We start from the raw sequence: 13,645 nt of genomic DNA, 5'->3' as shown, positions 1-13,645 counted from the left end.
AAGATAGGGATTTATCTCATAAATAAGACAGGGAGGGTATTAATTTATCTTATTTACCCAACAACCACTTCCAAACCGGTATTACCTCAATCGCACATTTTTCCAACTCAATCCGTTCTTCATCGTCATACGTTATTATCAATAACTGCCGACATTCAAATACCTTATTCAATTTTACTAATGCCTGAACTTCCCGTTGGAAAGTCTCATCAGAGAGATTCATGGTATAACAGACCTGTATAGCCACTCCTATATCAGGCAAATAAAAATCAACCTCTACATTTCTATTATAAAAGAATACAGCATCATCCGTCCCATAACGCCGCAATAGTGTCACAGCAACCAAATTCTCAAGCAACGAGGTATCAGCATCCAAAAGAAGCAAATTGAGAATGCCATTATCCGCAAAATAATATTTCGGATTAGTTTCACGCTCCACCAATTTATCCGCAATATTTTGTATAGGAATCAGCAGGCAAGCATCTTTGGCATATTCCATGTAGTTAATGACAGTATTCTTCGATATTTTCACTCCGGTTGAAGCTACAATATTAGTTATACGAGTAAACGAAACCGGTTGCTTTATACTTTCGGCCAATTTGCGGAAAAGGATGCGTAAAGCAAAAGTATTTTCGATGGAATGTCTTGCAGCAATATCTCCTAAATATATCTTTTGGTAAACACTTGTCAGATAATCCCGTTTTGCGGCAAGCGATGCCCCTTCCGGGAAACCACCGGAACGAAAATAATCATTGAATATACGCTTTATTTCTGCCCGGCTCTCTGTTGCAAATAAAGAATTCTCTGTAACTTCAACCCCATTAGCATAAAGAAACTCTTTAAAATCATAAGGGTATACATGTACTGTAATGTATCGTCCCCCCAAAGTGGTAGCTACATCCTGACTAAGCATTTTAGCATTGCTTCCTGTCACATAAGCCCTATATTTATTATCAGCCAATCGCCGAACAAACTTGTCCCAACCATCAATATTCTGAATTTCATCCAAGAAAAGCATCGGCCTGTCTGTTGACATCTCGGCATGTACTTCCAGTATGAGATTTAAATCTGCCGCCGTCATTCCAATCAAACGTTCATCTTCAAAGTTCACATATAGCATTTCATTCCAAGTATGCCCACTATGCAAAAGTTCCTGTATCCGTTGATAAAGTAAAAATGATTTTCCTGCTCGCCGGATACCTACAAATACATAATTTCCAAACTCTTCAAACTGAAAGCTACGAGGTATAACTTGATGTTTGACCACCTCATTTCTATTATCTAATAGAACTTCTTTTAGTATTTCTCTTCTAATCATATTTCAAGATATTGTTCTAACCACTGAACAAATATAATCTAATTCTGTTCAATTAACAAGACAATATTGCTTTTTATTCAACTATTCGTCGATTTCCGGCTCTTCTATGTCGTATTCTGTTTGTTCCAGTTCCCGGTCTGCTTTCTTCATATTTTTCGTTAGCATACTTTCGGGCATATAATATTTAAAAGGTATGCGGGTACACTTTGTCTTCTTCAGTTCCCTGCTGAATTTTGAGTTTGCCACAAAATATACGCGTGAAATAGCAACTTTCCCCGGCGTTACCTGTTCGGGCAGCACACATCCCTGACTGGTCAGTGCCGTTTGAAAGGTTCCCAATCCCTCAATGGTCACCGAATGACCGGAGGAAAGCAGGTCCTGAATACTTTCAACCAACTCCGACAGGATTCCTTCTATCTGCCCACGATGAAAGCCTGTTGTCTTTGCCATCCGTACTGCAAGTTCTTTATTTTTCACTCCTCCTCTTCGCTGCATTTTACTAGGTACACCATACCATAACTCTTTCCGTTCTCCGGATGATAAATCCGCTTTCTTTCTCACTACATAAGGGATAGACATAATCTTACGCTCCTTTCTTTTTAAGTTAGTTATCATAATTTGTACGACACCCGGGTGTCATGCATACTGAGACCCGGGTGTCGAACACAACAACACCCGGGTGTCGTACAGCACGAGACCCGGGTGTCATACAAGTTTTTCTTGCTACAAAATTAAGTCTTTATTATAGGAAAACAAAGGAATTCTTCTATATTTGTGCATCCCTACATTATACTAAAGAAAAACATAGAACTATGATTAAGATTCTTCTATTGATAGACTATTCAAGCGAATTTGACAGGAAACTGCTACGGGGACTTGTCCAATACTCCAAAGAAAACGGTCCCTGGCTCTTTTACCGACTACCTTCTTATTATAGCGCAATGCATGGTGAACAAGGCATTTTAAGATGGGCGAAAGAATGGAAAGCCGACGCCATTATCGGTCAGTGGAATAATGATACGATCGATTTGCAGAAGGAGCTGAATATTCCGGTAGTACTACAAAACTACCATCACCGGAGCGTCACTTACTCTAATTTAACAGGCGACTATAAAGGAACGGGAAGAATGGCAGCCCAGTTTTTTGCCAAGAGAATGTTTCGCAATTTTGCTTATTTCGGCGTTAAAGGGGTGGTTTGGTCTGACGAACGTTGCGAAGGGTATCGGCAAGAAGTAAAACGTATCGGAGGCGAATTTTTCAGTTTCGAATCGGATAAGCAGGAAGACGAGATAAGAATGGAAGTCAGCCAATGGTTGCAGCAACTCCCCAAGCCAGTCGCTCTATTTTGTTGTGATGATGCGCACGCCCTATTCATTTCTGAAACTTGCCGGATGAACAACATTCATATCCCCGAAGAAATCGCTCTATTGGGTGTAGATAACGACGAACTGATGTGTAATATTTCCGACCCACCCATTTCATCCATAGAGCTGGAAGTAGAAAGAGGAGGCTATTCTATCGGCAGACTCATCCACCAACAAATAAAGAAAGAACATGAAGGCACTTTCAATATTGTTATCAACCCCATCCGCATCGAACTACGCCAATCGACGGAGAAACACAATATCAAAGACCCTTATATTCTCGAAGTGGTGAAATATATAGATTCACATTACAGCTCCGACCTGACGATAGAATCTTTGCTTGCCAACATTCCGTTATCGCGCAGAAACTTTGAGGTGAAATTCAAGAATGCGATGAATACCTCTATATATCAATATATTCTGAATTGCCGTTGTAACCATCTGGCGGATTTATTGCTCACGACAGATCGGTCTTTAGCTGATTTGGCAATAGAGGTAGGGTTCAAAGATTATAATAATATCTCGCGCGTCTTTAAAAAATATAAAGGTTGTTCACCTCTTGAATATCGCCAAAAGAAGACTAGTCATATTTAATCTTCGTTTTTTGAATAGTACTTTTCGTTTTTACTATAAAAACTATTATAGAAACAACCTACTTTTGTCATAAAAGTTAATACTCTCTCAATTTAACGAAGAATGTATTAGCTATACCCAATCTTTGTTATATCCTTAAATAAATATATTCTAAAATGTCAAATACCATTCAAAAACACAGCAAAAGGAAAGCGCAGCTAACAATAAAGTTCGGATTTTCCAAACAGTTTTTTATATACTATATAATTATCTGCATAGGGTTCTGCACAGCTAGTTGTATAGAGAATAAACAAACTAATTCACTGCAATATAATACAAAAGCATGGAATAAAATAAAAGATTATTTCAATCCGCCAGTGATATATAAAGATAATTATGGAAATTATCGTTCCCCTCTGTTACTGAATAATGGAGACACTATCAAGAATGTAAATGATTGGAATAAAAAACGAAAAAAAATAAAAGATACATGGATGAATTTAATGGGGAAATGGCCTCCTATAATTAAAAATCAAAAATTTGAAATATTAGATACGCTTAAACGTGAGAACTTCTATCAATATCGTGTCCGCTTCTATTGGGTTCCTAATGAACAAACAGAAGGGTATTTACTAATCCCTGATAAGAGAGGGAAGAAGCCTGCTATTATTTCTGTTTTTTATGAACCTGAAACTGCCATTGGAATCGGTGGAAAACCTAATCGTGACTTCGCTTATCAACTTACTAAAAGAGGATTTATCACCCTGTCATTAGGAACAACCCAAACAACGAAAGAAAAAACATACTCCATATATTATCCGACGATCAATAATGCTTCTCTACAACCTCTATCAGCATTAGCCTATGCAGCTGCCAATGCATGGGAAGCATTAGCCAAAGTTCCTGATGTAGACTCTACTAAAATTGGCATTGTCGGACATTCATATGGAGGGAAATGGGCAATGTTTGCATCTTGCCTCTATGACAAATTTGCATGCGCTGCATGGAGTGATCCGGGTATTGTTTTTGATGAAACCAAAAGGGGATACATCAACTATTGGGAACCTTGGTATCTTGGCTATTACCCTCCGCCCTGGAAAGATACCTGGAACAAAAACGGATATACTAAAGCAAAAGGAATTTATTCGCAGTTACGTAAAAATGGGCATGATTTACATGAAATTCATGCACTTATGGCTCCCCGCCCTTTTCTTGTTTCCGGAGGCTTCTCTGACGGACCTGAAAGATGGATACCTCTAAATCATACAATACTCATTAATCGAATTCTAGGGTATGAAAACAGAGTAGCGATGACCAATAGAGCGAAACATGATCCTGATCCCGAATCAAATGAAATCCTTTACAATTTCTTCGAGTGGTATTTATGTCCCACTAGTTGACAAAAAACATTACATAATAAAAAATATCTTATGAAAAACTCAAAAATTAATTGCAGAGCCACTATCAATCGATTCATTTTGCTCTCTCTCACTTTATGCTATATTTCCACAGCATATTGTAGTAATAAGGAACAGGAAATAAAACAATTTCTCATTTATGATGCTATGTCATACATCGGCAAACCAGACTTAAGTTACTATGGTCTTCAGCCTGTTTATCTAATGTATGAAGTAACCTTGACAAAAAAACACTCCGATCATCCTTCAAAAGTCATACTTGACTTCAACAAAATCGAGAAACAAGCCAAACTTGCATCCTTATTTCCGAGAACTATGATTTCAACGGATATAGAACAATGGTATTACGAGCCTTCACTTACAGACCAGGAAATAGAACAAAGATTCGACACATTATTTAGTTACTTTAGACAAAATATTTCACCAAACATAACAATCGGCAACTATGGAGCCGCTCCTACAGCCTTATGTGTACACCGATACTACCATCCCAAAATGTCAGAAGATAGTATATTGATGACTTGGCGAAAAAGCAATAAAAAACGTTGGGCTGCACTCAAATATGCAGATGTAGCTCAACCCTCTCTTTACATTGCCGAGCCTAATATCGAATCTTGGATAAAAGATCTACAAATAACAGTAAAAGAAATAAAAAAGCACTACCCCAATAAAAAAATTATAGCATATATTTGGCCCCAATACTATGATAAAAAAGATAGTCCATATTATAAACAATTCATTCCCCCCCACATTTGGAAACAAATGCTAGAGGCTACTTATACATATTGTGATGGAAGTATCATATGGTCAAGTAGAACAGATGAAAATGATCAATCAGTATTCTGGGAGGATCTTCGGGTTCAACAAATCTGGGAAGTAACAAAACATTTTATCCATTCCCACAAAAGACAGATTGTGTTTCCTGAAAAAGAAAACTTGTCCATATTGACTTCTACTCCACAAGAATTCAATATATATTTAAACACAAATCACCCCCAATTAGCCCAATATGGAGTTCAGACGATACAAATGATTAATGAAAAAGATTTGGGAAACTGTACCAATGAAACTTTTGTTCTTGATGTAGACAAAGTGAAACAATTTGCCATACAAACTCCAAAATCCTCCAATACGCCTATATGTATTGCACCGATTAATAAAAAGAGTGATATATTAGATTATCAAGAAATTTACAAATTGTTAAAAAAAGACAATGGTAATCAAATATGGCAAATACCCTCCACAAGTTTAGGTAAACTAAGGCTTCATAATTCAAATATGCATGTCAACATGGGAAGTTGGGCAATAAATACAATGAATTCTCCGCAAGAGCCGGAAAAATTCACAGATGCCATTATCATAAATGCCCCTATCGTTGATAATGACACAATCACTTGGAAGAAAGAATTATACATTACTATAAAAGAAGCACAATTCAAATCTGAAGGAAAACCAATATATGTATATTTGCCAACCACCTCGCTTAATAACAATTATACAATAAAAGCAACGGAATGGAAAACTGCATTGAAAACCGCCCAACAATGGTGTAACGGTATAATAATACATGATATAAACAACAATCTACCTGACACGAATACAGCAATATGGCAAGAAAGTGTAAAATTCATAAAAGAAATGAAGAATACAGTAGATTAAACTTACGTTTTTTGAGGACTAGTCTGCGTAAAATCAAATCGACACCTTGATATATCAGGCTATATTTGCACTATTAGGATATCCAATCAATAAACTGCAATACCAAATTTAATACAAAATGAAAATGAAACTATTGAAAAGCAAAATTCTGCGAGATGCATCACGAATAAAATCTTTACCGATATGCATCTTTATGTTCTTTTTCCTTTTTACTCCCTTTGTTTATTCCCAGAGTAGAAAGCAAATAACAGGAAGCGTACAAGATGTTCAGGGAAACCCTCTTATTGGAGTTAGTATCTTGGAAACCGGAACATCAAATGGGACCATCACAGATATGAATGGTACCTACTCTCTCAATATAAGTTCCACAAATGCAACACTAAGATTCTCATATATTGGCTATGAAGAACAACTAATTAAAATACAAGGTCGAAATGTCATCAATGTAAAGATGAATGAAGAAACTAGTAATTTAGATGAAGTCGTAGTGGTTGGCTATGGGGTACAACGAAAGTCCGACTTAACCGGAGCTATATCTTCCATTAATGCAGCTGAGACTTTAAAAAAAATGCCTGCGGCCCAAGTAGCCGATTTGCTCCAAGGACGCATTGCCGGGCTTAGTATTGTAAACTCATCCGGAGCAGCAGGTGCTGCCCCTACGCTACGCGTCCGCGGTGTAAACTCCATAAAAGCAGACGGTGGCCCACTAGTCGTTATCGATGGTTTTCCTGGTGGTAACCTCAGTGCCATAAATCCCGCTGATATAAAATCTATTGAAGTACTAAAAGATGCCTCATCAACAGCAATATATGGTTCAAGAGGAGCCAACGGTGTCATCTTGATTACAACAAAGTCTCCTAAAGAGGGCAAATTATCAGTAGACTACAATGGTTATGTTGTTGCCGGAACACCAGCCGACAAACCTTCCATCATGCCCGTAAATGAGTTCGCCCGTATGGCCAATGATTGGAATCAGGCATATTATGGTAAAGACCTATATACAGAAAGACAAATCACTAATTTCACCAATGGATATGATATTTATGATTATATGGGAAATATCATCAATGATTACGCCATCAGCCATTCTCATGACATCAGCATCAAAGGAGGAAATGATAAAATGAGCTTCTTATTTTCCACTCAATATATTCATAATAAAGGAATTGCCGGCCATTCCACAAATGACAGATGGAACTATCGTTTAAAAGTGGATGCTAATATCACTAAAAAACTAAAATTTGGAGCTAATTTTTATGGAATGATTAATAGTGCTGCAGGAAATAACTTCTCCGGACAATACAGTCTACTCACTTTGGCACAACAATTTCCGCAAACTGTACTTCCGTATGATAAAGAAGGAAACCTCACCCAAGGAACTATCGACAATACCGGTATTTACAATCCAATAGGTTTCATTGATGAACAAAAAAGGAATAACAACGAGGATATGACTTTTAATAACTGGTTACAGGCATATATCAGTTATGAAATTATTCCCGGATTAACATTCAGAAATGAACAGCAAATAAATATAGGAAACCGTTTTTATGGAACCACAAGCAGCAAACAAAGTATGAATGGATTCCTAAAAGGAAAATCATTAGCTACATATTATGATGCAAATTCATGGGGGTGGCGCATGACAAATACACTTAACTATACAAAGGAACTAAACAAGAATAATCGTATCAACGCTACTATTGGTGTAGAAGAAAGCCTATCACGTTCATACATCATGAGGCAGACTGCAGAAGGATTAACTTCCGAAAGCATCGGCTGGAAAAATATGATGTTGGCAGAAACCAGCAAACTAGAAGACAATGAGGTTAGCAAGACAACAGCCATATCATATTTCGGACGAATCAACTATGTCTTAATGAACCGCTATATGGCCACAGTAACATTCAGAAGAGACGGTTCTTCCTTGTTGTCTTACGACCATAGATGGGATAACTTTCCTTCTTTCAGTCTGGCTTGGAATCTAAAAGAAGAATCATTCCTTAAAAATATTAATTCTTTAGACCAATTGAAACTAAGATACGGATACGGAGTTTCCGGAAATCAGGCAGTAGCAGCTTATTCGGCATATACACAATATGATGCAACAATAGGGAATGGCCAAATAGCTTATACGCTTGTCCCAGGTAATCCTATATTAAAATGGGAAAAAACACATCAACACAACTATGGGGTTGATGCAGCTTTTCTAAATGGCAGAATTTCATTCACATTCGATTATTACGACAAAAAAACAAAAGATGCCATTAATACTGTAGTTCTCCCGGCAGATACAGGTTTATCATCCGGACTAAGAAATGCTGCTGAAATCAGCAACAAGGGGTTTGAAATTACTTTGGGAATTACTCCGATTACAGCAAAAGACTTCTATTGGAAAGCAGACATTTCATTGGCTCATAATAAAGCTAAAATTGAAAAATTAGGAGATATAGATTCGGATTTCATGGAAATAGGCACAGGATGGGGAAATTCATTCTATCGTTACTTTGTAGGAGAACCGATCGGTGCAATCTACGGCCTTCAATCCACGGGAGTGTGGAGTACCGAAGAGTATAATAACCCTGATATTAAAAAACCAACTTCTCCTACAGTAAGACCCGGCTCTTACAAATATGTCGATCAAAACGATAGTGGAACTATAGATGCAGATGATTATGTCATTATCGGTAACGGGCAACCCAAATTCAATTGGGGAATGAATAATTCATTTACCTATAAAAACTTTGACTTAAATATTTTCTTAATCGGTTTTCATGGATTTGATATTTACAATTACCCAAGAGCCAGACTTACAAGTTCCTTATCTCCATTCCCCGAATTAGCCGAACGCTGGATTGCAGGCAAAAATGAGAATGCAATTATAGCCGGATTCGGTAAGGACCGGGACGCTATAACAAGCCCTGAAACGGTAGCATCATCTACATTTATAGAAAAAGGAGATTTTGTAAAATTGAAAAGCATTACTTTAGGTTATAATTTCTCCAAAGGTTTATTATCAAAAATAAATCTAAGTGCAGCGAGAGTATATTTTTCGATAAAGAATGTTTGTACAATCACTAAATATTCCGGAAACGATCCTGAATTGTCAATAAGTAACCCTCTACGCCCCGGACTTGATATGGGAACTTATCCCAGTCAAAGAGAATATCTACTTGGCTTAAATGTTTCATTCTAAATACAAGAATACAATGAAAAAATATATATTCATACTTCTGACAAGTTTTTCTTTAGCTTCTTGCGTAGACTTATTGCAAGAACCGCAAAGCAAATTAACGCCTGCCACCATCGAGTTGACAGAACAAACTCTTGAAAGCATGACCAATGGGCTTTACAAAGATTTATGGGGAGAAAATTTCGGCTTTAACTGCCGGTTGGCATCACTAGCATTGGCTGGTGACGATATGACTTCAGGTGCATTGGACAAAGTAAGGAATGTTTTGGACGATCAACTAAAAGTTCCAATAGATAATGCAGATGTGCTAAATTTATGGAAATATTTTTATCAAACAATATACTCTGCAAATAATATAATATATTTAATCAATGAAAACGAAAATCTCGACACCCAAATAAGTAATAAGTATTTAGGAGAAGCCTATTTCTTCAGAGCCTTATCCTATTTCTATATCGTAAGATATTGGGGAGATGCTCCTGCTATTACAGACCCTAATTCAAGTACAGACATAGATGGGAGTAGTAATATGCCACGTAAACCGGTGAAAGACATCTATGAAAGAATAATTCTTCCTGATTTAAGTAATGCAATCAACCTGCTACCATTACAAAGCCGTGACAATAACAATCAGGCTCCAACCACCTGGGCCGCCAAGACTTTGCTTAGTGACGTATATATAACCATGGCCGGATGGCCATTAAAAGAAGAAAATTATTATGCAGAGGCTGCTAAAACTGCAAAAGATATCATAGAAAATGGACCTTACGATCTGGTCGGTGAATATAAAGATCTTTGGATGAACGCTAAAAAGACGGATAAAACTGAACATATATTCGCACTACAGCATTCACTGTCTTATTTACCAAGCCAATACGGCATATCCTATCTTGGAAAAGAAGAGAATGGCTGGTATGACTATGTAGGTGATCCCGTATTCTTCAAAAACTTCCCTAATGATAAAAGAAAAGAATTCTGCTATATTACATCAACCGTAGATACTAAAGGAAATTGGATTGACTGGGAAGACTTTGATATAGGCGCACCTTTTATCCGAAAATACAGAAACTACGGAGGTTGTGGAACATACGGAATTGATGGAAACACCTCTACACGTAGTTCACTTTCAGAAGGTCTCACTCCTATTTACAGATTTGCGGACGTATTGCTAATTTATGCCGAAGCCAGCAATAAAGCAGAAGGTTCCCCCAACACTCTTGCGTATAAATGTTTAAATAGAGTCAGAGACAGGGCATTTGGAGATCAAAGTCATCAATATGCAGGTTTAACACCAGAAAAGTTTGCAGATGCGGTATTCGATGAATTTGGCTGGGAAAATGTATTTGAATTCAAAAGATGGTTCCAATTGGTAAGAACAGAAAAAGTAGATGAGGCTATAGGCAAGAATCCAGCAATTGGAGCGAGATTAAACGCTAATAAAGAGAATTATCTTTTCCCGATACCTGTAAGACAATGCGAACTTAGAGGTTGGAAAAACAACCCTGGCTATTAAGTAATTTATCACAAAATCAAGAACTATATGAAAACATCAGAGATTAAATGGTTAACCATGTTACTATTCACTGCTATGCTGTTCATTACTGCATGTAGTGACGACACCATTCGTCCTCCTTATTTAGAAGAGGAAATTGAACCTACTCCGGAAACAAAAGAGTTTGTTGTTTACGATGCGATGAGTTATAAGAATAAACCGGATCTTACATCGGATATGATCTCTAACATACGCTTAATTTATGAAGCTTTCTTGTTAACTAATGAAGAGATTGATATGGATAAAGTTGCTACTCAAATCAGTATCACAAAAACATCCAACTATCAAACTGTCAGCACTGATATTGAAGCTTGGTATTCAAACAAGACCGATGAAGAAATTAAAACCGGATTGAAAACCGTATTTGACGCTTTTAAAAAAGAAATTCCCAGTTGTGCTGTCGGTAATTATGGTATACCTGTGAGCGATTTAAACGTTTTCAGATATAATAGAACTGAACCAGAAGAAGAGATTATTAAATTATGGAAGAAAAAGAGCGAAAGAAGGCTCTCTGCCGGTGAAGTTTCAGATGTTCTTTATCCCTCATTATATATAATGACTCCGGACGTAGATCAGTGGCTGAAAGATTTAAAAACGACAGTAGAATATATCAAAGAAAAATTTCCTGATAAAAAGATTATCGGATATATCTGGCCGCAATATTATAATCTCAAAAATAATCCTGACTATATGAAATTCATTCCTGCTGAAAAATGGGATAAGATACTGGAAGGATGTTATACATATTTAGATGGAGCAGTGATATGGTCGAATGGAAAAGGTGAAGATGGTGAAACTGACGTTGCGTGGAATGACACAAAAGTCCAGGCAATGTATAGTGCTACAAAAACATTTATCGAACGGCACAAAGCTAACATAAAATTAGACAAGTCGATAGGCGGTGGCGATGATGGCGGATCAGAGCCTACAGAATTCTATGTATATGGTTCATTAAATTTCCAGAATACTCCTTCAAATCTATTAAGCTATGGTATACAACCCATATCAGTAATCAGTGAAGCTAATGTTTCCGAAACAGAAAAGCAAGGCAGTGTATATCCTCCTGTCATCGACAAGATCAAGAATTTAGCAACTGATGCTACACATCCAGTTTGTATATCTATCAGTACATGGCATGCGGACCGTTCTACAGATAATAGTGCAATGATGTCACGTTTCCAAACTGTATATAGCACATTCAAAGATAACAACTCAAAAGTAACAATCGGGTATCGTGGCGTTGGTCCCACAAGCCTCACCTCTCTCAGAGTCACCAACTATACTCAATCTGATTTTCAAAGAAATGACTCATGGCAGAGATACGCGGTAGAACCCATGAGAGGAATCAGGGAATATGCGGATGTATTATATCCTGAAGTTACAATCATCAATGACGATTTGGATACCTGGAAACAAGATTGCTCCGCAGTTCTGGAAGAAGCTAAATGGAATAATCCAAACAAGAAAATATTCGCCTGTATCATGACTAATTATTTCAACAAGACAGGAACTATACCAGAAGACTATGAAGCTTTTGCCGATGCATACAAGCCAATCAAGGAAGCTACCTGGTTGAATGCTCTTGAATATTTGTACCGAAGATGTGATGGTATTGTCATTATCGGTAATTGCCAAAAAAATGACCCTATTGAATATAGTGAAGACTTAGGTCTCATGAAGGCTACAAAAACTTTCTATGAAAATCATAAAAATATTATCGACAAGACATTACCCGAAGAAGAAAAGCCTACTACTGATAACCTAATTACAAATGGCGGATTTGAAGATAGTATAGAACCATCCTCCACATTGCCTGTCGTACATACGAATAGTCTTGTCCGCCCCCTAAGGCTTAGTGGTTTCTTTGATACTACAGCACAAAAAACATTTCCTACTGTAGATGGCACCGTTACTGTTCCTGATAATGTCTGGTTCCATAGATGCAACAACAATTCATGGTTCTGGTTTACCTATATTGATGATATGTCCATTGCCTATACAGGTGGTGGAACTCCAATCTCACATTCTGGTAATAAATCCGTAGTCATTTATACAGCAGCCAATGCGGATGCTGCCAAATACAGTAGTCATGCCAATAATTTAGAACACCTCCAGGGAGTTGCACAACGTTTATCCCTAGACGATAGCAAAAAATACAAACTACAATTTTTCTATTATCGTCCAAATCTTGTTTGGGGTACAACAGATGTTGCTGCAAATATAAACCATGCAGAAAAAATAGTCGTAGGAATTGTGTCCTCAACAGAAGCAAACGTAAATACAGACTATACATATGAAGAAGTTATCACGTTAGAGAAAACAGAAGGTTGGAAAGAATATAATATTACTTTTGATCTTCCCGATATCATCCAGAAAAATCCAGGTAAGAGTTTTGAAAAATGTGCCATATTTTTCAACATAGTACCTGAGATAGACAGTGCACAAAAAACACTGAAAACATTAGTTAATCTGGATGACATCAGTTTAACAGAGACGAAATAACAGAACATTCTTTAATTACAGTTTAATATAAATGGAATCTTAATTTATTTATATTAAACTGTAATA

The 13,645-nt window shown here is 37.0% G+C and carries 8 protein-coding genes; 6 read left to right on the top strand and 2 right to left on the bottom strand.

The window, feature by feature from the left end; translation table 11 throughout:
* Positions 1-49 precede the first annotated feature (49 nt).
* Both DWZ47_RS05845 and DWZ47_RS05840 read right to left on the bottom strand, forming a co-directional pair.
* Complete coding sequence (locus DWZ47_RS05845) at positions 50-1,318, bottom strand: ATP-binding protein (protein WP_117512531.1); 1,269 nt, start codon at positions 1,316-1,318, stop codon at positions 50-52.
* An 81-nt stretch (positions 1,319-1,399) separates the two neighbouring features.
* Positions 1,400-1,897 (bottom strand): HU family DNA-binding protein, encoded by a 498-nt coding sequence (locus DWZ47_RS05840; protein WP_004305143.1) that lies wholly within the window; start codon positions 1,895-1,897, stop codon positions 1,400-1,402.
* A 233-nt stretch (positions 1,898-2,130) separates the two neighbouring features.
* Between DWZ47_RS05840 and DWZ47_RS05835 the strand changes: the two genes are divergently transcribed.
* From DWZ47_RS05835 to DWZ47_RS05810, 6 genes are all read left to right on the top strand, one after another.
* A complete protein-coding gene (locus DWZ47_RS05835) occupies positions 2,131-3,276 on the top strand; it encodes a XylR family transcriptional regulator (RefSeq protein WP_117512530.1) in 1,146 nt (381 codons plus the stop codon).
* Positions 3,277-3,431: 155 nt separating this feature from the next.
* The gene (locus tag DWZ47_RS05830; protein WP_004324507.1) at positions 3,432-4,655 is read left to right on the top strand and encodes an alpha/beta hydrolase family protein; all 1,224 of its coding nucleotides are present in this window, start codon (positions 3,432-3,434) and stop codon (positions 4,653-4,655) included.
* A gap of 30 nt (positions 4,656-4,685) precedes the next feature.
* On the top strand, positions 4,686-6,332 hold the full coding sequence (locus tag DWZ47_RS05825) for a hypothetical protein (RefSeq protein ID WP_117512529.1): 1,647 nt from the start codon (positions 4,686-4,688) through the stop codon (positions 6,330-6,332).
* 118 nt (positions 6,333-6,450) lie between these two features.
* Positions 6,451-9,528, top strand: a complete 3,078-nt coding sequence (locus DWZ47_RS05820) for a TonB-dependent receptor (protein WP_310592529.1) — start codon at positions 6,451-6,453, stop codon at positions 9,526-9,528.
* Positions 9,529-9,541: 13 nt separating this feature from the next.
* Positions 9,542-11,038 (top strand): RagB/SusD family nutrient uptake outer membrane protein, encoded by a 1,497-nt coding sequence (locus DWZ47_RS05815; protein WP_117512578.1) that lies wholly within the window; start codon positions 9,542-9,544, stop codon positions 11,036-11,038.
* Between the two features lie 27 nt (positions 11,039-11,065).
* On the top strand, positions 11,066-13,579 hold the full coding sequence (locus DWZ47_RS05810) for a hypothetical protein (protein ID WP_117512528.1): 2,514 nt from the start codon (positions 11,066-11,068) through the stop codon (positions 13,577-13,579).
* Positions 13,580-13,645: the final 66 nt, after the last annotated feature.

The organism is Bacteroides sp. AF32-8BH (assembly GCF_003435205.1).
Classification (GTDB): Bacteria; Bacteroidota; Bacteroidia; order Bacteroidales; family Bacteroidaceae; genus Bacteroides; species Bacteroides ovatus.
Note: the sequence above shows the minus strand (reverse complement) of the source record. Positions and strands in the feature narration are given on the sequence as shown.

What these genes read in the sequence shown, in the direction of transcription:
- DWZ47_RS05845 (WP_117512531.1), bottom strand. Translation starts at nt 1,318, where the DNA reads ATGATTAGAAGAGAAATACTAAAAGAAGTTCTATTAGATAATAGAAAT.
- DWZ47_RS05840 (WP_004305143.1), bottom strand. Translation starts at nt 1,897, where the DNA reads ATGTCTATCCCTTATGTAGTGAGAAAGAAAGCGGATTTATCATCCGGA.
- DWZ47_RS05835 (WP_117512530.1), top strand. Translation starts at nt 2,131, where the DNA reads ATGATTAAGATTCTTCTATTGATAGACTATTCAAGCGAATTTGACAGG.
- DWZ47_RS05830 (WP_004324507.1), top strand. Translation starts at nt 3,432, where the DNA reads ATGTCAAATACCATTCAAAAACACAGCAAAAGGAAAGCGCAGCTAACA.
- DWZ47_RS05825 (WP_117512529.1), top strand. Translation starts at nt 4,686, where the DNA reads ATGAAAAACTCAAAAATTAATTGCAGAGCCACTATCAATCGATTCATT.
- DWZ47_RS05820 (WP_310592529.1), top strand. Translation starts at nt 6,451, where the DNA reads ATGAAAATGAAACTATTGAAAAGCAAAATTCTGCGAGATGCATCACGA.
- DWZ47_RS05815 (WP_117512578.1), top strand. Translation starts at nt 9,542, where the DNA reads ATGAAAAAATATATATTCATACTTCTGACAAGTTTTTCTTTAGCTTCT.
- DWZ47_RS05810 (WP_117512528.1), top strand. Translation starts at nt 11,066, where the DNA reads ATGAAAACATCAGAGATTAAATGGTTAACCATGTTACTATTCACTGCT.